This window comes from Micromonospora sp. LOL_021 (assembly GCF_048060215.1).
In the GTDB taxonomy this organism is placed as follows: domain Bacteria; phylum Actinomycetota; class Actinomycetes; order Mycobacteriales; family Micromonosporaceae; genus Micromonospora_E.
In genome coordinates this window covers 21,420-41,121 of the sequence record NZ_JBHMIN010000010.1, presented here as the reverse complement: position 1 = coordinate 41,121, position 19,702 = coordinate 21,420, and the positions used below count along the sequence as shown (strand labels likewise).

Genomic DNA, 19,702 nt, shown 5'->3' with positions numbered 1-19,702 from the left:
CCGTGGGTGCCGGAGCATCCGTGACGAAGGGACCGAAATGAACATCGCCACCGTCGCGCTCGGCGCCGGCGCCGACCTGGCCGACCTGACCACGGCCGTACGCGACGCGGCGCGGCAGACCGGGCTGGTCGCCGTCCTGGTGGAGGTCGCCGGTGAGGCGCTGGACCCGCGGGGCGACCAGGTCGCCGCCGGCGGTGCCGCGGACCGGCTGCGCGCCGCGCTGCACCGGGCGGCGGCACCGACCGTCCTGGCGGTGACCGGCCCGGTCGGCGGGGCCGGGCTGGCCGCGCTGTTGCACTTCGACGTCGTGCTGTCCGCCCCGACCAGCACGTTCACCGCCGGCGACCCGGACAGCGGGGCGCTGCTCGCCAGTGACCTGGCCGGCCTGCTGGCCCGGCGGGTCGGGCCGGGACGGGCCCGGCACCTGGTGCTCACCGGCCGGTTCCTCAGCGCCACCACCGCACTGGACTGGGGTCTGATCGCCGGGGTCGACCCGCAGTGCGCCGACCGGGCCGGTGAGCTGGCCCGGTCCTGGGCCGACTCCCCGGGTGCCGGACTCGCGCTGCGGGCCCTGGACGCGGCGCAGCGGCTGCCCGCCGCCGACGCCGCCGGCTACGCCCGCGATCTACTGCCGCTGCTCACCCCGGCCCCGGCGGAGGACACCAGGTCAGGTCGGTGACGGGAACAGACCCGCCCGGCTGAGCCGGCCCGGGGCGGTGACGCCCAACGTGGCGGCCAGCCAGCGGGCGTCGTCCAGCACCGTCGGCAGGTCCAGTCCCACGTCGACGCCCATCCGGCTCAACGTGTAGGCGAGGTCCTCGGTGGCCACGTTGCCGGTGGCGGCCGGCGCGAACGGACAGCCGCCGATCCCGGCCAGGCTGGCGTCCAGGGCGGTGACGCCGGAGCGGACCGCCGCCACCGCGTTGGCCACCCCGGTGCCGCGGGTGTCGTGGAAGTGCGCCCGCAGCGGCAGTCCCGGGGCGAGGTCGGCGGCCAGGCCGAAGCGCTCCCCCACGTCGGTCGGCACCGCCACCCCGATCGTGTCGGCCAGCACCAGCTCGTCGGGCGATTCGGCGAGCACCGCGCGCAGCACGCTCGCGAGTCGTGCGACCGGGACCTCACCCTCGAACGGGCAGCCGAACGCCGCCCCGACCGTCACCGCGGCCCGTACCCCGTCGGCGGCGGCCCGGCGGCGGACGGCCGCCATCGCCCGCAGCGCCGCCGCCACCGGCATTGTCTGGTTGCGTTCGCTGAACGTCTCGGTGGCGAGCACCACCATGTTGATCTCGCGGAAGCCGGCGTCGCGGGCCCGCAGGTAACCGCGTTCGTTGAGCACCAGAGCGGTGTAGCGCACCCCACCGGCGGGGTCCGGCAGGCCGGCGGCCACCTGCTCGGCGTCGGCCAGCTGCGGTACCCGGTCCGGCCGGACGAAGGCGGTGACCTCGATGCGCCGCGCGCCGTGGCGTACCGCCCGGCGGACCAGTTCGAGCTTGTCACCGGTCGGCAGCAGGGTGGCCTCGTTCTGCAGCCCGTCCCGGGGCGCCACCTCGACGATCTCGACCATGACCACTCCCTGCAGTTGCGTCAACGTTTACGTGGACTGTATAACATCAGGCATGACGCACGCGCCGCCGGACGGCACCCAGGACACCGCACCGCCACTGGCCGGAGTGCGGGTCATCGAGATGGGCTCCCTGATCGCCGGCCCGTTCTGCGGGCAGCTTCTCGCCGACCACGGCGCCGAGGTGATCAAGATCGAGCCGCCGGGCGTCGGCGACCCGATGCGCGAATGGGGACGGGAGAAGTCCGACGGACGGTCGCTGTGGTGGCCGATCATCGCCCGCAACAAGAAGTCGATCACCCTCGACCTGCGCACCGGGGACGGCCAGCAGATCGCCCGCGACCTGCTGGCCGACGCGGACGTGCTGCTGGAGAACTTCCGGCCCGGCACGGTGGAGAAGTGGGGACTCGGCTTCGACCAGCTCACCACGATCAACCCGGGGCTGGTGATGGTCCGGGTCTCCGGGTTCGGACAGCACGGACCGTACGCCGAACGGCCCGGCTACGGCGCGATCGCCGAGGCGATGGGCGGGCTGCGGTACGTCGTCGGCGACCCGTCCACCCCGCCCAGCCGGGTCGGCATCAGCCTCGGTGACTCCCTCGCCGCGACGTTCGCCACCCTCGGCACCCTGCTCGCGCTGCGGGCCCGGGACCGCACCGGCACCGGTCAGGTCGTCGACGCCGCGATCTACGAGGCGGTCCTCGCGCTGATGGAGTCCCTGGTGCCCGAGTACGGTCTGGTCGGCTTCGTCCGCGAACGCAGCGGACCGATCCTGCCCAACGTGGCACCGTCGAACGTCTACCCCACCAGCGACGGCGCGATGGTGCTGATCGCCGCGAACCAGGACACCGTCTTCCGGCGGCTGGCCGCCGCGATGGGCCGCCCGCAGCTCGGCACCGACGAGCGGTACGCCAGCCACACCGCCCGTGGCCGGCACCAGGCCGAGCTGGACGCCCAGATCGCCGGCTGGACCCGGACCCTCAGCGTGGACGCCCTCACCGAGACGCTGATCGCCCATTCGGTACCGGTCGGCAAGATCTACCGGGCGCCGGAGATGCTCACCGACCCGCACTTCCAGGCCCGCCGGACCATCGTCTCGGTCGACGACCCGGCGCTGGGCGCGGTGCCGATGCAGAACGTGTTCCCCCGGCTGGACCGCACCCCCGGCGGGGTCCGGCACACCGGCCCGGCGCTCGGCGCCCACAACGACGAGATCTACCAGGGTCTGCTCGGGATGGCCGACGAGCGGTACGCGCGGCTGCGGAGCGTCGGCGTCATCTGACGGCAGCACCGCCGGTCGGCGTCAGTCCAGCGGCGTCGGCGGCCCCGACCGCGCTGCGCGACACGTCAGTCGTGGTGCAGCAGCGCACCGGCGGCACCGACGAGCGTGGCGCCGCCGTCCAGGGCGATCAGCTGGCCGGTGATCCACTCCCCCGCCGGTCCGGCCAGGAAGCCGACCAGCTCGGCCACCTCGTCCGGGGTGGTGGCCCGGCCCAGCGGGGTACGACGCAGCACCTCCGCCAACGCGGTGCCGGTGAGTTCGTGGCGTACGCCGTCGGTCAGCACGGTGCCCGGCGCCAGACAGTTGAGCCGGATCCCGTCGGCGGACCAGCGCTGCGCCAGCGACCGGGTCAGGCCCAGCACCCCGGCGCGGGCGGCGGCCGAATGGGCCAGGCCCGGGATGCCGGCCTCCGGCGCGGACAGCGAGACGTTCACCACCCGGCCGTGGCCGCGCGCGGCGAGCCACGGACGCGCCGACTCGGTCAGCCGGGTGACCGCCGTCAGGTTCAGGTCGGTCACCGCGGCGAACCCCCGGGTGGAGATCCCGGTGGCCGGCGCGACGAACTGTCCGCCCGCGTTGTTGACCAGGATGTCCAGGCCGTACCGGCGGCCCACCTCGGCGATCAGGTCGGTGGCCTGCTCCGGGCGACGCACGTCCAGCGGCCAAGCGACGAACCGGCCCGGTGCGGCCAGCGCCGCCGTGTCGGCCAGCGGCTCCGGCCGCCGCCCGACGCCGACCACCAGGGCCTCGAGGCCGGCCAGCCGCAACGCGACCGCCCGGCCGATCCCGGTGCCGGCACCGGTGACCAGCGCGGTCCGGCCGGTCAGCAGCCCGGGGCGCAGCACCTGCGGATCGGCGGCCGTCACGGCCGGGCCAGCCCGGCGACCAGGCCGCCGTCGACCGGCAGCAGCGCCCCGGTGACGTAGCTGGCGGCGTCCGAGGCGAGCCAGCAGACCACCTCGGCGATCTCCTGCGGCTCGGCGGCCCGCCCGATCGGGTGGGCCGCCTCCAGCGCGGTGGTGTCGAACCGGACGATCGGGGTGCGGACCAGGCCGGGACAGACCGCGTTGACCCGGATACCGGCGGCGGCGTACTCGATCGCCGCGGTCCGGGTGAGACCGGCGATGCCGTGTTTGCTGGCCACGTACGCGGCCGACGCCGGCACCCCGCGCAACGCGGCCCCGGACGCGGTGTTGACGATCGACCCGCCGCCACCCTGGGCGAGCAGCTGGGCGATCTCGCCGCGCAGGCAGTGGAAGGTGCCGGTCAGGTTCACCGCCAGCACCCGGTCCCAGACGGGTGCCGGGTAGTCGGCGGTGTCGGCGAAAACGCCGGTCACCCCGGCGTTGTTGTGCGCGATGTCCAGCCGGCCGAACCACCGGACCACGGCGGCGACCATCGCGGCGACGGAGTCGGCGTCACCGACGTCGACCCGGTGCGCCACGGCGGCCGGGCCGATCCGCGCCGCGACGGCCTCGGCGGCCGGTAGGTCACGGTCGGCGACCAGCACCCGCGCGCCGGCCGCCGCCAGCCGGTACGCGGTCGCCGCGCCGATTCCGGACCCACCGCCGGTGACCAGCGCCACCCGGTCGGTCAGGTCGGGACCGGTCGGACGGCCACCGCCGGTGGCGGGTGCCGGGCCGGCCCGGCTCATCGGCCGGCCCGGATCGCCCGGGGCGGTCTGCTGCCGGACGCCGCGCTGCCGCACCGGCCGACGGTCAGGACTTCGGTGCCAGGCTGGACAGGGCCAGCTCGATGAAGATCTCGCCGAAGTCGGCCAGGCTGCGCGGCCCCTCCGGGTCGAACCAGCGGTAGGTCCAGTTGAACATCCCGACGATGCCGAGCACCGCCACGTTCGGGTCGACGTCGGAGCGGAACTCGCCGCTGGCCGCGCCGTCGGTGATCACCTTCGTCAGCAGCCGGCCCCACAGGTCGGCGTTGCGCTGGATGTCGGTCACCTCGTCGCCGGTCATCACCTTGTGGATGTTCTCGCCGACGAAGATGAACAGCTCCGGCCGGCGCTGCATCGCGTGCACGTAGGCGCGCAGCCCGCGGGCGAGCTTCTCCGGCGGGGGTGTCGGCTCGGCGACGATCTGCTCCAGCTCCACGCGCATCTGCTCGATCGGCTGATGCAGCAGCGAGACGAGCAGCTCTTCCTTCGTGCCGACGTAGTAGTAGAGCGTGGCCCGGTTGATGCCGACCTCGGTGGCCACGTCCTCCAGGGTGGTCTGGGCGTAGCCGAGCCGCTGGAACACCCGAGCCGCCCCGTCCAGGACCTCCTGCCAGCGGGCGTCGGACTTGCGGCCGCTGGCCAGCCTGCGCTCCATCCGGCGACGGGCGATGTCGCTGGCTGCCGTCCGGTTGCGTTCCCGGGTCGCCACGGGCGCCACACTCCTCCAGCACGACCGACCAGAGTCGATCTATGAACAGTCGCGTTGATGATAGCGCAGCGCGTCGGACGGCAGTCATCGGGTACGCAGCGTCCGCTTGAGGACCTTGCCGCTGGCGTTGCGGGGCAGCGCCTCCTCGACCCGGAACACCGCCGGGATCTTGTACCCGGCGAGCCGGGTCCGGCAGTACTCCCGGACGGCGTCCTCGTCGAAGGTGCCACCGGGGTTGAGCACCAGGTGCGCCCGGACGATCTCGCCCCACCGATCGTCCGGCACCCCGACCACCGAGACCTCCTGCACCGTCGGCAGCTCCGACAGCACCTGTTCGATCTCGATCGGGTAGATGTTCTCCCCACCTCTGATGATCATGTCCTTCTTGCGGCCGGACAGGTAGAGGTAGCCCTCGTCGTCGCGCCAGGCCATGTCACCGCCGCGGAACCAGCCGTCGACCAGCACCCGGTCGGTCTCCTCCGGCATGCCGAGGTAGCCGGTCATCACCGCGTCGGACCGGGTGACGATCTCACCGACCTCACCGTCCGGGACCTCGTTCAGGTCGTCGTCGCACAGCCGCAGGTCGACGCCCATGCCCGGTTTGCCGATCGAGCCGAGCAGATGCTCGTTGCCGGCCAACGCGCGGTGGTGGTCCTGCGGGGTCAGCACCGTCTGCAGACCGGCCTCGGTGCCGGCGCCGAACATGTTCATGAAGTCGCACCGGAACGTGTCCATCGCCCGGCGCAGCAGGGTCGGCGACATCGGCGCCGCCCCGTACGCGATGGACAGCAGCCGGTCGTAGCTGGCGTCGCGCACGTCCGGCTGCTGCAGCAGCATGTCGATCATCGTCGGGACCAGGAAGACGCCGTTGAGCACATCGCGGCGCAGCCACTTGAGCACGGTGACCGGATCGAACGCCGGCAGGATCAGCGACGGGAAACCGCGGGCCACCCCGGCCAGCACGTAGCCCATCCCGGCCACGTGGTACAGCGGCGCCGGCGAGTAGTGGAACGAGTCCGCCGGCAGCCGCCGCTCGAGGATGCACTGGAACACCAGGTGCTTGGTCATCCGCTGGTGGTGCATCACGCCCTTGGGCAGGGCGGTGGTGCCGCTGGTGAAGGCAAGGCACATGATCTCGTCGTCGCCGAACGGGGTGTCGATCTCGACGTCGTCACCGGCGGCCACCAGCTCCTCGTACCCCCGGTCGGCCACCGCGGTCTTCTCGTACGACACGGTGTAGCGCAGCGTCGGCACGTCGACCGACTCGATCATGGCGGCGTACCGCTCGCTGAAGAACAGCATCTTCGCCTCGGCGGTACGCAGCAGCATCTGCAGTTCCGGCTGGGCCAGCCGGAAGTTCAGCGGCACGTAGACCGCGCCGAGCTTCATACAGGCCAGCAGGGTCTCCATGTAGCAGTGCGAGTCGGTGGCGAACAGCGCCACCCGGTCGCCCTTACCCACGCCCATCCGGCGCAACTCGTTGGCGACCCGGTTGACCCGGCTGTTGACCTGACCGAACGAGTACGAGTCGGTGTCGGTGACGAAGCAGGCCCGACCCGGCGTGTTCCGGGCGTGCAGCCGGACCCAGTCCGCCGCCCGGCTGGTGCGCTGCGTGGACATCAGCCACCCCCTCGGTTACCTAGGAGAACTCGGGCAGCACGTGCTTGCCCAGCAGCTCGATCGACTTCATGACCTTCTCGTGCGGGATGTTGTACGGCTGGACGAGGCAGAGCAGCAGATCGGTCCCCACCGCCTCGTACCGTTTGGCCATTTCGACGCACTGATCGGGGTTGCCGACGATCACCGCGTCGTTGTCGAGCAGGTAATCGAAGGTCAGCGAGTCCAGGTCGATCCCGCCGAGCAGCTTCTTGGCGTACTCGTAGCTGCCCAGCTGCGCGCCGTCCTTCCAGTCGCCGAGCTCGGCGACGGACTTCAGCGACGTCTGCACGTACCAGCCGAAGCAGTCCCGCGCCGCGGCGTACGCCTCCTCGGTGGTCTGGGCGCAGTGCACCTGGGTGAAGGTGGCGATCTGCTCGTTGACGTACGCCCCGACCGGTTTGGCGCGCCGGATTCCGTCCCGGTACCGGTTGAACCGTTTGACCAGGGTCTCCGGTGCGGCGGCCACCGAGAACGACAGCAGGCCGAGCCCTTTCTCCCCGATCAGCTCGTGGCTGTCGGCGCTGGACGAGGCACCCCACAGCGGCGGGTGCGGGCGCTGCATCGGCTTGGGCACCACCCCGCGCGGCGGCAGCTTGAAATGCTCGCCGTCCCAGGAGAACTCCTCCTGGGTCCAGCAGCCCATGATGACCTCCAGCGCCTCCTCCCACATCGGCCGGGTGTCGGTCGGGTCGATGCCGAACCCTTCCAGCTCGGTCCGGGTGCCGGAGCGGCCGGTGCCGAACTCCAGGCGGCCGCCGGAGAGCACGTCGACGGTGGCGGCAGCCTCGGCGGCGCGCACCGGATGGTTGTACGGGAACGGCAGCAGCCGGACGCCGTGCCCGATCCGGATGTTCTTCGTCTTCGCGGCGATCGCGCCGTAGAGCACGCCCGGCGCCGACGAGAACGAGTACTCGTCGAGGAAGTGGTGTTCGACGGTCCAGACGCTGTGGAAGCCGAGCTGGTCGGCGAGCACGATCTGGTCGAGGACGTTCTGGAACGCCACGTAGGCGCTGCGGTCGTCCCACGGGCGGGGCACCGCGATCTCGTACATCAGGGCGAACTTCATCCGATGTCTCCCTCGTACAACGGGTACGCCGCCACGCCCAGGTCGTACGCGACCAGTTCGCCGGTCATCGAGAAGGTGACGTACAGCTGACCGTCGCCGATGCAGCAGTTGGTGGGCTGGGCGCCGGGTGGGGTGTCGATGGTGTCGCGGACCGTGCCGTCCGCTCCGATGACCACGACGACGTGCCCGACGCTGCCGCACACGTACAGGTTGCCGTCGGTGTCGAAGCAGAACCCGTCCGGGGAGCCGGTGGGCAGCTTGGCGAAGACCTGCGGGTCGCCGAGCCCGGTGCCGGGCGAATGGTCGAACACCAGGATCCGGCGGGTCAGCGACTGGGCCAGGTACAGCCGTCCGTCCGGGCCGAACCCGATGCCGTTGGGCATCGCGGGGACCTCGGCGACCTGCTGTACCGCGCCGTCGGCGGACACCGCGACGATCCGGCCCGGCTTGAGGTCGCGCAGGTTCTCCCAGTTGTGCGAGTCGGTGACGTACAGCCGGCCGTCGGGGCCGAAGCACAGGTCGTTGGGCCGGTGCGGAGCCGGACCGGGCAGGTCGGCGGCGACGGTGCTGACGGTGCCGTCGGCGGCGACCTTCTGCACCCGGCCGTCGAACGGTTCGGGCGCGTGCCAGTATCCGCCGGTCCGGGTGGCGGACAGGCCGCCGTTGTTTGCCACGTACACCGCGCCGCTGGCACCCCGCGCGCTGCCGTTGGGGCCGCCGCCGAGGTCACCGAGGGTGGACCGGCTCCCGTCGGCGGCGACCCGGGTCAGCCGCTGGCCCTGCATCTCGACCACGGCGACCGCGCCGTCGCCGAGGTGGCTGGGGCCCTCCGGGAAGTCGAGGCCGTCGGTGACCACCCGGGGTGTCCCGGCGGTCACGACGTCACCTGCACCGGGTCGAGCGCCTTGAGCCGGGGCATCACCTCGGCGGCGAACAGCCGCAGATTGTGCTCGGCGGTCTGCGGCGACATGCCGGCGAACGAGAAGACCCCGTTGAACCCGTCGTTGCCGACCTTGGACCGGATGTCGACGATCCGCTCGTAGCACTGCTCCGGGGTGCCCCAGATCTGCAGTTCGATGAAGTTGTCGACGACCCGGTCGGAGCCGTGTTTCTGGATGGACCGGGCCAGTTTCTGGTAGTACTCGTAGCCCATCGTGGTGTCGAAGTGCCGGCCGCCGAGTTCGTAGTGGTTGAGCACGTACTCGTAGTAGCCGCCGATGTACTCCTGGGCCATGTCGCGGGCCTTGACCGGGTCCTCGTCGCAGCAGACCCAGCCGGTGACCAGCGGGGCCGGTGCGTCGACGCCCTTGAGTTCCTTGAAGGTGGCCCGGTAGGCGTCCAGGTCGTCGGCCACCTCCATCCAGTCCTTCTGCGGGTTGATCAGGATGCCGGCGCCGACATCGGCCATGATGCGCACCGACTCCGGGGAGACGGCGGCGGCGTAGAGCCGGTCCCGGAAGCTGCGCGTCGGGCGGGGCCGCAGCTCACGCCGGGGAATGGTGTAGTACTTGCCCTCGTACTCCAGCACGCCGGTCTCGAGGGCCTGCATGATGATCTGCGCGGCCTCGACGAAGCGTTCCCGCGACTCGCCCATCGGCACCCGCATGCCGTCGAACTCGATGCGGCCCAGGCCACGGCCCATGCCGAAGACGAACCGGCCGTTGGAGATGATGTCGAGCACGGCGACCTGTTCGGCCACCCGCACCGGGTCGTGCCAGGGCAGGATCACCGCGCCGGAACCGAGCTGGACCCGTTCGGTGCGCCCGGCCAGGTAGGTGAGGAACTGCAGGACGTCGGGGCACATGGTGTACGACGTGAAGTGGTGCTCCACGCCCCAGATGGCGTCGAACCCGAGCGGCTCGGCGAGGTCGGCGAGCCGCAGCTCGTTGTGGTAGATCTCCTCGTCGGTCGCGTTCTCGTGACCTTCGAAGATGCAGGTCATCCCTACACGCATCGGGGTTCAGCCTCCTGTGGACGGATCGGGGGCGGCGTCGGGTGCCGCGAGCTGCTGGTACCGGCCGTGGCAGAAGACCAGCGGTCGGCCCTGGGCGCGGACGTCGAGGTTGCGCACCCGGCCCAGTACGAACAGGTGGTCGCCGGCCGGGTGGCAGCGCTCGAAGACGCAGTCGAACCAGGCGAGCGCGCCGTCGATCACCGGGGATCCGGTCTCGGCTGCGGGACGCCAGTCGACACCGTCGAACTTGCGACCACCGGATCGGGCGAAGCCGCGGCACAACTGCTCATGCTCCTCACCGAGCACGTTGACGCAGAACGTCCCGACCGGGACCATCAGCGGCCAGGTACTCGAGGTGCGGGCCGGCAGGAAGCCCACCAGGGGCGGGTCGAGCGACGCGGAGACGAACGAGCCGACGGTCAGGCCGACCGGCCCCTGCCGGGTCATCGCGGTGACCACCGTCACGCCGGTGGGCACGTGACCCATCACGTGCCGGAAACGCTCGGCGGTGAAGGGATTGATCCGGGCCGGGCGGATCGGGGTGTCGACCACCATCTACCTCGCCTCCAACATCCTCGGGGGTTCCCGGTCGGGCGGACTCGATGACATGCACGTCACCGCTGATGTTGACGGAAGGCTAACATCGCACCGACCATGCGTCAACAGCGGTGCTGACAATCCAATTCGACCCCGGCGGGGCGTTCCGAACGGCGGCAGACTGTGTTAACACTAGTGTTTACGCGATGGTCGGTCCGTACCCGACCTGCGGCGACGCCGTGGTCCGCGACCGCCGACGCAACCCAGAGGAGAGCGAGATGGAGCTGGCAACGCAGCGGGCACCCGACCCGGCGGGCATCGTCCCCGGCCCGGTCGACGTGGACCCCGACCCAGTAGGGATCGATCGCGACCTGGCCGACATCGATGCCGACCTGGCGGTGGAGATGCTGCGCCGGATGCTGCGCGTGCGGCGGTTCGAGGAAGCCACCATCGACCTCTTCCACGCCGGTGAACTTCCCGCCATGGTGCACTTGAGCATCGGCCAGGAAGCCGCGATCGTCGGTGCCTGCCTGGCCACCGGCGTCGACGACTACATGACCGGCAACCACCGCTCGCACGGGCACCCGATCGCCAAGGGCGCCCGGCTGGACCGGTTGATGGCCGAGTTGCTGGGCCGCGCCGACGGCGTCTGCAAAGGCAAGGGCGGCAGCATGCACCTGGCCGACTTCTCCGTCGGCAGCCTCGGCGAGTCCGGCATCGTCGGCTCCGCCATCCCGGTCGCCACCGGCGCCGGCCTCGCCGCCGACGTCCTCGGCGACGGCCGGATCTGCCTGTGCTTCTTCGGCGACGGCGCCGCCAACGAAGGCGTCTTCCACGAGTCGCTCAACCTGGCCGCCGTCTGGCGGCTGCCCGTCGTCTACCTCTGCGAGAACAACGGGTACGCGGTCAGCGTGCGCGCCGACGATCTCACCTCGGTGCCGGACATCGCCACCCGGGCGCTCGCCTACGGCATCCCCGGGGTGGTGGTCGACGGCCAGGACGTCACCGCCACCTACCGGGCGGTCGCCGCCGCGGTCGCCCGGGCCCGCGCCGGCGACGGACCCAGCATCGTGGAGACCAAGACCTACCGGTTCCACGAACACGCGTACGGGCTGAAGCTGCGCGAGGCGTACCGCGACGATACCGAGGTCGGCACGTGGAGCGCCGACCGCGACCCGATCAGCCTGTTCACCGCCCGGCTGCTCGCCGACGGACGGACCGACCAGGCCCGGATCGACGCGGTACGCGCCGAAATCGACGTCGAGATCGCCGAAGCGGTCGAGTTCGCCCGGCGCAGCCCCTACCCTGAGCCGGCCGAGGCGTACCGGGACCTGTACCACGAGCCGGAAGGAGCGGGCGCGTGAGCACGGACACCACGTCGGCGCCGACCCGACGCCGCAGCCCCGAACTGGGCTTCCTGCAGGCCATCCAGCAGGCCCAGCAGGAGGAGATGGCCCGCGACGAACGGATCATCCTGATGGGCCAGGACCTGCGGGCCAACGTCTTCGGTGCGGCCGCTGGCTTCCTCGCCGAGTTCGGCCCGGCCCGGGTACGCGACCTGCCGCTGTCCGAGGCGGCCAGCGTCGGGATGGCCGCTGGCGCCGCGATGGCCGGCCTACGGCCGATCGTCGACCTGACCGTGGCCAGCTTCATGTTCGGCGCGATGGACCAGTTCATCAGCCAGGCGGCCAAGAGCCGCTACATGTTCGGCGGGCAGGCCCGGCTCCCGGTGGTGTACCGGCAGGCACTGTACTACCACGGCGGCACCGCCGCACACCACGCCGACCGCCCGTACCCGATGTTCATGAGCGTCCCCGGTCTGAAGATCATCGTGCCGAGCAACGGTCCGGACCTCAAAGGCCTGCTCAAGACAGCGATCCGCGACGACAACCCGGTGCTGTGCTTCGAGGACGCCAACCTGTGGGGCCGCCGCGGCCGGGGGCCGGCACCAGCCGCCGACGAACACCTGGTCCCGTTCGGCGTCGCCGCGGTCCCCCGGGCCGGCACCGACGTGACCGTGATCGGCATCGGCGGCGGGGTGAAACTCGCCCTGGAGGCCGCCGACCAGCTCGCCGCCGACGGCATCTCCGTCGAGGTCGTCGACCCGCGCACCCTGGTCCCGATGGACTGGTCGACGATCGTCGCCTCGGTGGCCAGAACCGGCCGCGCCGTCGTCGTCGACCCGGCCAACCGCACCTGCAGCGCCGCCAGCGAGATCGCCGCCCACCTGGTCGAGGAGGCGTTCGACGTGCTGAGCGCACCAGTGCTGCGGGTCACCACCGACGACATCCACGTGCCGTTCAGCCCGGCCCTGGAAAAGCAGATCTACCCGTCCCCAGACAAGATCGTCGCGGCGGTACGCCGCACGCTCGGAAAGAGGTGAACATGGAGACCGAGGTGCGTCTGCCGCAGTTCGGCATGGGCATGTCCGAGGCCGAGGTGATGCAGTGGTACGTTGCCGACGGCGACCGGGTCGAGGAGGGCGCCGACCTGGTCGAGGTGGAGGCGGAGAAGGCCCGCGAGGTGCTCGCCGCACCGGCCAGCGGCACGCTGCGGATCACCGCCCAGCCCGGCGACGTCGTCGAGGTCCGTACCGTCCTCGGCGTCATCGTCGGCGACACGCCGTGACCAGCCCACCCGGCCGGACCGGAGCCGGGAGCGCAACCAACACCGCAGACGGTGCCGGTGCCGCGACGACGGTCGCCGCGCCCGCCGACCCCCGCGGGCCCGGCGAACTGGTCCGCCCCGACGGGCTGCGCCGCCGGATCGCCGCCCACATGGTCAGGTCCCTGGCGACCAGCCCGCACGCGGCGATGGCCGTCGAGGTCCGCTTCGACGCCGTCGAAGCGGACCGGGCCACCCGGGGCAGTCGACCACCCGGGATGCTCGCCTACCTGGCCCGGGCCACCGCGCAGGCGTTGACCGAGTTCCCGATGGTGAACGCCAGCTGGGAAGAGGCCGGGATCCGGGTCTTCGAGCAGGTCAACCTCGGCATCGCGGTCGACCTGCGGCACGAAGGCCTGGTCGTGCCGGTCGTACACCGCGCCAACGAACTCGACCTGACCACCCTGCACGACCGGATCACCGACGTCACCGCCCGCACCCACCAGCGCCGGCTCGGCGTCACCGACGTGACCGGCGGCACCTTCACCCTCTCCAGCCTGGGCCGGTCCGGCACCCTGTTCACCGTCCCGGTGATCAACCAGCCGCAGGCCGCCATCCTCTCCTTCGACAGCGTCGCCGACCGGCCGGTGGTCGTCCGCGACGGCGGCCGGCCCCGACTGGACGTCGGCCGAGTCGCCGTGCTGACCGCCTCGTTCGACCACCGGGTCTTCGACGGCGCGTACTGCGCTGCCTTCCTCGGCCGGATCCGGCACCTGATCGAATCGGCCGCCGACCAGCGGTAGTCGTCACCACCAGGGGATACGCCGGGCGGGACGGTTCCGCACCGGCCTGCCCGACGGTAGGTTCGGACCGGACCTGTGTGACGAGGACGTTTCAGGAGGGTTCCGATGAGCCAACACGTCCGGGGTGTGATCTCCCGGAGCACCGGTACGCCGGTCGAGGTCGCCACGATCGTCGTACCGGACCCCGGCCCGGGCGAGGCGGTGGTGCGGGTGCAGGCCTGCGGTGTCTGCCACACCGACCTGCACTACCGCGACGGCGGCATCAGCGACGACTACCCGTTCCTGCTCGGCCACGAAGCGGCCGGCATCGTCGAACAGGTCGGTGCCGGGGTGACCGACGTCGCCCCCGGCGATTTCGTGGTGCTGAACTGGCGGGCCGTCTGCGGCACCTGCCGGGCCTGCGTCCGAGGCCGACCCTGGTACTGCTTCGCCACCCACAACGCCACCCGGAAGATGACCCTGACCGACGGCACCGTGCTCTCCCCCGCGCTGGGCATCGGTGCCTTCGCCGAGAAGACCCTGGTGCATGCCGGCCAGTGCACCAAGGTGGACCCGGCGGCCCGGCCGGCCGCCGTCGGCCTGCTCGGCTGCGGAGTGATGGCCGGCCTGGGCGCCGCGATCAACACCGGCGGCGTCGGCCGCGGCGACTCCGTCGCGGTGATCGGCTGCGGCGGCGTCGGCGACGGCGCGATCGCCGGAGCCGCCCTGGCCGGTGCGACCACCATCATCGCCGTCGACACCGACCCCCGCAAACTCGACTGGGCGCGCGGCTTCGGCGCCACCCACACGGTCGACGCCCGGCAGACCGACGTGGTGGAACGGATCCAGGAACTCACCGGCGGCTTCGGCGCGGACGTCGTCATCGACGCGGTCGGCCGCCCGGAGACCTGGAAACAGGCGTTCTACGCCCGGGACCTGGCCGGCACCGTCGTCCTGGTCGGCGTGCCCACCCCGCAGATGCGCGTCGAACTGCCACTGCTGGACGTGTTCGGTCGCGGCGGCGCGCTCAAATCCAGCTGGTACGGCGACTGCCTGCCGTCGCGCGACTTCCCGATGCTGACCGAACTGTACCGGCAGGGCCGGCTCGACCTCGACGCCTTCGTCACCGAGGAGATCCCGCTCGACCAGGTCGAGCAGGCGTTCGGCAAGATGCACCACGGCGACGTGCTCCGCTCGGTGGTGGTGTTCTGATGCCGACCCGGATCGACCACACCGTCACGTCCGGGACGTTCTCCCTGGACGGGCAGACCTTCGACGTCGACAACAACGTCTGGGTGGTCGGCGACGACACCGAATGCGTGGTGATCGACGCCCCGCACGACGTCGAGGCGATCCGTACTGTCGTGGGCGCACGTACCGTCCGGGCGATCGTCGCCACCCACGCCCACGACGACCACGTACGGGTCGCGCCGCGGCTGGCCGACGAGACCGGTGCACCCGTGCTGCTGCACCCGGCCGACCGGGTGCTGTGGGACCAGGTGCACCCGCGGCGGCCCCCGGACGCCACACTGGCCGACGGTCAGCAGCTCACCGTCGGCGGCACCACGCTGCGGGTGTTGCACACTCCTGGGCACAGCCCCGGTGCGTGCTGCCTGTCCGCCCCGGAGCTGGGCGTGGTGTTCACCGGCGACACGCTGTTCGCCGGTGGCCCCGGGGCCACCGGCCGCTCCTACAGCGACTTCGGCACGATCGTCGCGTCCATCCGCGACCGGCTGTTCACCCTGCCGGACGACACGGTCGTGCACACCGGACACGGCGACAGCACCACGATCGGCACCGAACGGCCGCACCTCGACGAATGGATCGCCCGCGGCCACTGATTGCCCCGGTACACCTCACCCGGACGCCGTCCCGGGTCCGACGCCGGCGGCCAGCGACGCCGGTAGCGGCCGGCCGCCGAGCGTCGGGCCGTCGGTCTGCAGGTGACACGAGACGTGACCGCCGTCGTCCACCGGCACCGCCGCCGGCATCTCGACCCGGCAGCGGTCCAGCACGAGCGGGCAGCGGGTGTGGAACGGGCAGCCGGTCGGCGGCGCGACCGGGCTGGGTAGCTCACCGGCCGGTGACGTAGCCCGCACGCCGCGTCGACGGCGCCGGGCTGCGCCCGGCACGGCGGCGAGCAACGCCCGGGTGTACGGGTGGGCCGGGGCGGCGAACACCCGGGCGGTCGGCCCGGTCTCCACCACCCGACCCAGGTACATGACCGCCACCCGGGCCGCGACATGCCGTACAGCGAGCAGGTTGTGGCTGATGAACAGCAGGGCCACCCCCTGCTCCCGCTGCAACGCCCGCAGCAGCATGAGGATCTGGTTCTGGGTGGACACGTCCAGCGCGCTGGTCGCCTCGTCGGCGACGATCAGCCGGGGGTCGAGGATCATTGCCCGGGCCAGCGCGAGCCGCTGCCGCTGCCCGCCGGAGAACTCGTGCGGGTAGCGGTACAGGTGCCGCTCGTCCAACCCGACCTGACGCAGCGCCGCAGCCACCCGGGCGGCCCGCTCGGCCCGCCCGTCGCCGGTATGCACCCGCAGCGGTTCGGCGAGGCTGTCCAGCACACTCATCGACGGGTCGAGCGACGAGTAGGGGTCCTGGAAGACCATCTGGAACCGGGGCCGCAGCGGGCGCAGCTGACGGCTGGACATCGCCCCGATGTCGCGGCCCTCGAACAGCACCTGGCCCCGGGTGGGGCGGATCAGCCGGACGGCGGTGCGGCCGAGGGTGGACTTGCCGCAGCCGGACTCGCCGACCAGCCCCACCGTCTCGCCCGACGCGACGGTCAGGTCCACGCCGCGTACCGCCTGCACCGGCGCGGCCCGGCGGCCGAACAGCGACCGACCGGGGAACGTGACGTGCAGATCGGAAAGGCGCAGCAGGTCACTCATCGGTCATCGCCTCCGGGTCGAGCAGGCAACGGCTCGCGTGGCCGTCGGCCGTGCGGCGCAGCACGATCGGTCCGCTGCGACAGTCGTCGTGGGCGTACCGGCAGCGCGGCTGGAACCGGCAGCCGGACGGCAGTTCGTCCGGGCCGGGTGGGGAACCGGGAATCCAGGTCAGTTCGCCGTCGACGGCGGCGTCCGGCGCGGCGGCCAGCAACGCCCGACTGTACGGATGGCGGGGACCGGCGAGGAAGGTGTCGATGTCGCATTCCTCGACGACCTGGCCGGCGTACATCACCACCACCCGATCGCACACCTCGGCGACCACCCCGAGGTCGTGGGTGACCAGCAGGACGGCCAGCCCGAACCGGTCGCGCATCTCGTGCAGCAGGTCCAGGATCTGCGCCTGTACGGTGACGTCCAGGGCCGTCGTCGGTTCGTCGGCGACCAGCAGTTTCGGCTCGCAGGCCAGCGCGATGGCGATCAGGACCCGCTGCAGCATCCCGCCGGAGAACTCGTGCGGGTACGCCCGAGCCCGGGACCGGGCGTCCGGCACGCCGACCAGGTCGAGCAGCTCGACCGCCCGGTCGGCGGCCGCCCGGCGGGACAGCCCCCGGTGCCGGCGCACCGACTCGGCGATCTGCTCGCCGATGGTGAACGCCGGGTGCAGGCTGGACATCGGCTCCTGGAAGATCATGGAGATCTGGTCGCCGCGGACGTCCTCCCAGCCCCGACGGGACAACCGGTACAGGTCGGTCCCGTCGAGCCGGACCGTGCCGCCGGAGACCCGCAGGTCCCGGGGCGGCAGCAGCCCCATCAACGCCAGCGCGGTGGTGCTCTTGCCGCAGCCCGACTCCCCGACCAGCCCCACCGTCTCACCTGCGGCTACCTCAAACGACACCTGGTGAACGAGGTCGGTCCAGCCGCCGACGGCGGCGCTACCCACCGCGACGGTGAGGTCGGTGACCTGCAGCACGGCGTCGGTCGCCGACGCCGGCCGGTCGGTGCTCTTGGCAAATGTGGTGCTCTTGGCGGGTGTGGTCAACGCCGGCTCCTGGATTCGCGGCCGAGGGAGTCGCCGACGCCGTCGGCGAGCACGTTCGTGGCCAGCACGGTCAGGGTGATCACCGCGCCGGGGGCGACCGCCAGCCACCAGGCGGTGTCGATGTACGGCAGCGCCCGGCCGAGCAGCGCGCCCCAGCTCGCGTCCGGTGGCTGGACCCCGAGCCCGAGGAAGCTCAGACCGGCCTCAGCGAGCATGGCGAACCCGCTTGCCACCGCCACCTGCACGACGACCGGGCCGGTGATGTTCGGCAGCACGTGCCAGCGGACCAGCCGGCCCAGCGGGGTGCCGATGACCCGGGAGGCGTCGATGTACGTCTCGTGGTAGACCTGCAGGACACTGGTACGGGTCAGCCGGGCGAACCGCGGCACGAACACCACACCGACGGCGATCATCGCCTGGCTGAGCCCGGGGCCGAGCACGCCGATCACGCCGATCGCCAGCAGCAACGGCGGGAAGGCCATCACCCCGTCGACGATCCGCATCAGCAGCCCGCCGGGCAACGCAGGAAGCAGCACCGCGGCCAGCCCGATCGGCATTCCGAAGCCGACCCCGACCGCGAGGGACTGCAGGACGGCCAGCAGCGACGGCCGGGCCCCGACGATGAGCCGGCTCAGCAGGTCCCGGCCCAGATCGTCGGTGCCGAGCAGGTGCCCGCCGGTGGGTGGCTGCAGCACCGCACCGAGATTCTGCGCCAGTGGGTCGTGTGGTGTCAGCCGGCCACCGAACACGGCGAGCAGCGCCACGACGAGCAGGTATCCGGCGGCCAGCAGCGCACCCGGGTGACCGGCGAACCGGCGCAGGAACCGCCGGCGGTGGCGGCTCTGCAGCGGTGCCGACGAGGTGTCCACTGCCGGCGTCGCGGTGGCGGTCACGGTCGCCTCCCTTGCTGTTGGTGCGGTGCGGGTACTCGAAGGATGCGAGGCGGATCGGTCGGGGCGGACGCGGATCACCGGGTCTTCGGGGCGAGCCATGCCTGGGCGACGTCGGCGAGCAGGTTGGCCAGCACGATGGCGACGGTGCTGACCACCACGATGCCCTGCACGACGGTGAGGTCGTTGCCGATCACCGAGCTGACGGCGAGCGCCCCCACCCCGGGGATGGTGAACGTCTGCTCGATGATCACGGCGGCGCCGAGCAGCAGCGCCACCTGGGTGGCGAGTACGGTCACCACGGGCGCGGCGGCGTGTTTGAGGGCGTGCTTGCCGAGCACCGCCCGGTACCGCAGCCCCTTGGCGGTGGCGGTACGGACGAAGTCGCGGTGCAGGGTGTCGAGCATCGACCGGCGCAGCTGCCGGGCCACCTCCGCGCCGGCCGAGGCACCCAACGCGATGGCGGGCAGCGTGATGTGGCGCAGCCAGCCCGCCGGGTCCTCGCTGATCGGCGTGTAGCCGATGGTCGGGAACCAGCCCAGCCGGATCGAGAAGGCCAGCATCAGCAGCAGGCCGAGCCAGTAGCCGGGGAAGGCGATGCCGACGGTGGCGATGGCCCGGACCAGCTTGTCCGGCCAGCGGTTCGGGTGCAGGGCGGCGAGGATGCCGGCCGGTACGCCGAACAGAACCGCGACGACCAGCGCGGCAAGGGTCAGCGCCAGGGTCACCGGCATCCGTTCCAGGATCAGCTGGGTCACCGAGTCGTTGTTGAAGATCGAGTTGCCGAGGTCGCCACGGACGGCGTCGGTGAGCCACCGCCAGTACCGCACCGGCCAGGGCTCGTCGAGGTTGAGCCGGTCCCGGGTGAGAGCGATCTGTTCGGGGGTGGCGTTCTCCCCGGCGATGCGGACCGCCGGGTCGCCGGGGACGAAGATGGCGATGCCGTGCACCACGAGCGTGACGAACAGCAGCAGCGGCACCATGGTCAACAGGCGCCGGCCGACGAGTCCGATCATGTCCTCACCATGCCTGGTCCGGGGTCGTGCC

General features: G+C 71.9%; 21 protein-coding genes. 8 read left to right on the top strand and 13 right to left on the bottom strand.

Annotated features, from left to right (window positions below):
• Positions 1–37 precede the first annotated feature (37 nt).
• Complete coding sequence (locus ACFHWT_RS09385; RefSeq protein ID WP_416594211.1) at positions 38–679, top strand: enoyl-CoA hydratase/isomerase family protein; 642 nt, start codon at positions 38–40, stop codon at positions 677–679.
• Here ACFHWT_RS09385 and ACFHWT_RS09380 read toward each other — a convergent pair.
• Positions 668–1,588 (bottom strand): hydroxymethylglutaryl-CoA lyase, encoded by a 921-nt coding sequence (locus tag ACFHWT_RS09380; protein ID WP_416594210.1) that lies wholly within the window; start codon positions 1,586–1,588, stop codon positions 668–670. The two genes, ACFHWT_RS09385 and ACFHWT_RS09380, sit on opposite strands and share 12 nt — an antisense overlap.
• Positions 1,589–1,616: 28 nt before the next feature.
• Between ACFHWT_RS09380 and ACFHWT_RS09375 the strand changes: the two genes are divergently transcribed.
• Positions 1,617–2,843 (top strand): CaiB/BaiF CoA transferase family protein, encoded by a 1,227-nt coding sequence (locus ACFHWT_RS09375; protein WP_416594209.1) that lies wholly within the window; start codon positions 1,617–1,619, stop codon positions 2,841–2,843.
• Between the two features lie 65 nt (positions 2,844–2,908).
• On the opposite strand, the gene ACFHWT_RS09370 is transcribed toward ACFHWT_RS09375, so the two are convergent.
• The 8 genes from ACFHWT_RS09370 to ACFHWT_RS09335 form a co-directional block, all read right to left on the bottom strand.
• Complete coding sequence (locus ACFHWT_RS09370; protein ID WP_416594208.1) at positions 2,909–3,709, bottom strand: SDR family NAD(P)-dependent oxidoreductase; 801 nt, start codon at positions 3,707–3,709, stop codon at positions 2,909–2,911.
• On the bottom strand, positions 3,706–4,551 hold the full coding sequence (locus ACFHWT_RS09365; protein WP_416594207.1) for an SDR family NAD(P)-dependent oxidoreductase: 846 nt from the start codon (positions 4,549–4,551) through the stop codon (positions 3,706–3,708). Before ACFHWT_RS09365 ends, ACFHWT_RS09370 begins: the two co-directional genes overlap by 4 nt.
• Positions 4,552–4,561: 10 nt before the next feature.
• Positions 4,562–5,224, bottom strand: coding sequence for a TetR/AcrR family transcriptional regulator (locus ACFHWT_RS09360; RefSeq protein WP_416594206.1), 663 nt, complete (start codon positions 5,222–5,224; stop codon positions 4,562–4,564).
• 84 nt (positions 5,225–5,308) lie between these two features.
• A complete protein-coding gene (locus tag ACFHWT_RS09355) occupies positions 5,309–6,844 on the bottom strand; it encodes a class I adenylate-forming enzyme family protein (protein ID WP_416594205.1) in 1,536 nt (511 codons plus the stop codon).
• Positions 6,845–6,863: 19 nt separating this feature from the next.
• Positions 6,864–7,949 (bottom strand): LLM class flavin-dependent oxidoreductase, encoded by a 1,086-nt coding sequence (locus ACFHWT_RS09350; RefSeq protein WP_416594204.1) that lies wholly within the window; start codon positions 7,947–7,949, stop codon positions 6,864–6,866.
• A complete protein-coding gene (locus ACFHWT_RS09345; protein WP_416594203.1) occupies positions 7,946–8,827 on the bottom strand; it encodes an SMP-30/gluconolactonase/LRE family protein in 882 nt (293 codons plus the stop codon). The genes ACFHWT_RS09350 and ACFHWT_RS09345 overlap by 4 nt, the downstream gene beginning before the upstream one ends.
• Positions 8,824–9,903 carry an LLM class flavin-dependent oxidoreductase gene (locus tag ACFHWT_RS09340; RefSeq protein ID WP_416594202.1) on the bottom strand — a complete coding sequence of 360 codons (1,080 nt, stop codon included), beginning with the start codon at positions 9,901–9,903 and terminating at the stop codon, positions 8,824–8,826. The genes ACFHWT_RS09345 and ACFHWT_RS09340 overlap by 4 nt, the downstream gene beginning before the upstream one ends.
• A 6-nt stretch (positions 9,904–9,909) precedes the next feature.
• Positions 9,910–10,458 (bottom strand): flavin reductase family protein, encoded by a 549-nt coding sequence (locus ACFHWT_RS09335; RefSeq protein ID WP_278169209.1) that lies wholly within the window; start codon positions 10,456–10,458, stop codon positions 9,910–9,912.
• 188 nt (positions 10,459–10,646) lie between these two features.
• Between ACFHWT_RS09335 and ACFHWT_RS09330 the strand changes: the two genes are divergently transcribed.
• From ACFHWT_RS09330 to ACFHWT_RS09305, 6 genes are all read left to right on the top strand, one after another.
• On the top strand, positions 10,647–11,804 hold the full coding sequence (locus tag ACFHWT_RS09330; RefSeq protein ID WP_416594201.1) for a thiamine pyrophosphate-dependent dehydrogenase E1 component subunit alpha: 1,158 nt from the start codon (positions 10,647–10,649) through the stop codon (positions 11,802–11,804).
• A complete protein-coding gene (locus tag ACFHWT_RS09325) occupies positions 11,801–12,823 on the top strand; it encodes an alpha-ketoacid dehydrogenase subunit beta (RefSeq protein ID WP_416594200.1) in 1,023 nt (340 codons plus the stop codon). Before ACFHWT_RS09330 ends, ACFHWT_RS09325 begins: the two co-directional genes overlap by 4 nt.
• Before the next feature lie 2 nt (positions 12,824–12,825).
• Positions 12,826–13,068, top strand: coding sequence for a biotin/lipoyl-containing protein (locus tag ACFHWT_RS09320; protein WP_416594199.1), 243 nt, complete (start codon positions 12,826–12,828; stop codon positions 13,066–13,068).
• Positions 13,065–13,847: a 2-oxo acid dehydrogenase subunit E2 gene (locus tag ACFHWT_RS09315; RefSeq protein WP_416594198.1), complete on the top strand. Its 783-nt coding sequence runs from the start codon at positions 13,065–13,067 to the stop codon at positions 13,845–13,847. Before ACFHWT_RS09320 ends, ACFHWT_RS09315 begins: the two co-directional genes overlap by 4 nt.
• Before the next feature lie 105 nt (positions 13,848–13,952).
• Positions 13,953–15,038: an S-(hydroxymethyl)mycothiol dehydrogenase gene (locus tag ACFHWT_RS09310; protein WP_416594197.1), complete on the top strand. Its 1,086-nt coding sequence runs from the start codon at positions 13,953–13,955 to the stop codon at positions 15,036–15,038.
• Positions 15,038–15,667 (top strand): MBL fold metallo-hydrolase, encoded by a 630-nt coding sequence (locus tag ACFHWT_RS09305; RefSeq protein WP_416594196.1) that lies wholly within the window; start codon positions 15,038–15,040, stop codon positions 15,665–15,667. The genes ACFHWT_RS09310 and ACFHWT_RS09305 overlap by 1 nt, the downstream gene beginning before the upstream one ends.
• Before the next feature lie 15 nt (positions 15,668–15,682).
• Here the strand turns inward: ACFHWT_RS09305 and ACFHWT_RS09300 are convergent, their stop codons facing one another.
• The 4 genes from ACFHWT_RS09300 to ACFHWT_RS09285 form a co-directional block, all read right to left on the bottom strand.
• Positions 15,683–16,726: an ABC transporter ATP-binding protein gene (locus ACFHWT_RS09300; protein ID WP_416594195.1), complete on the bottom strand. Its 1,044-nt coding sequence runs from the start codon at positions 16,724–16,726 to the stop codon at positions 15,683–15,685.
• Entirely contained in the window at positions 16,719–17,765 is a 1,047-nt protein-coding gene (locus ACFHWT_RS09295) for an ABC transporter ATP-binding protein (protein ID WP_416594194.1), read from the bottom strand. Before ACFHWT_RS09295 ends, ACFHWT_RS09300 begins: the two co-directional genes overlap by 8 nt.
• Positions 17,762–18,658 carry an ABC transporter permease gene (locus ACFHWT_RS09290; protein WP_416594193.1) on the bottom strand — a complete coding sequence of 299 codons (897 nt, stop codon included), beginning with the start codon at positions 18,656–18,658 and terminating at the stop codon, positions 17,762–17,764. Before ACFHWT_RS09290 ends, ACFHWT_RS09295 begins: the two co-directional genes overlap by 4 nt.
• A 74-nt stretch (positions 18,659–18,732) precedes the next feature.
• Positions 18,733–19,671 carry an ABC transporter permease gene (locus ACFHWT_RS09285; RefSeq protein ID WP_278169221.1) on the bottom strand — a complete coding sequence of 313 codons (939 nt, stop codon included), beginning with the start codon at positions 19,669–19,671 and terminating at the stop codon, positions 18,733–18,735.
• Positions 19,672–19,702 lie beyond the last annotated feature (31 nt).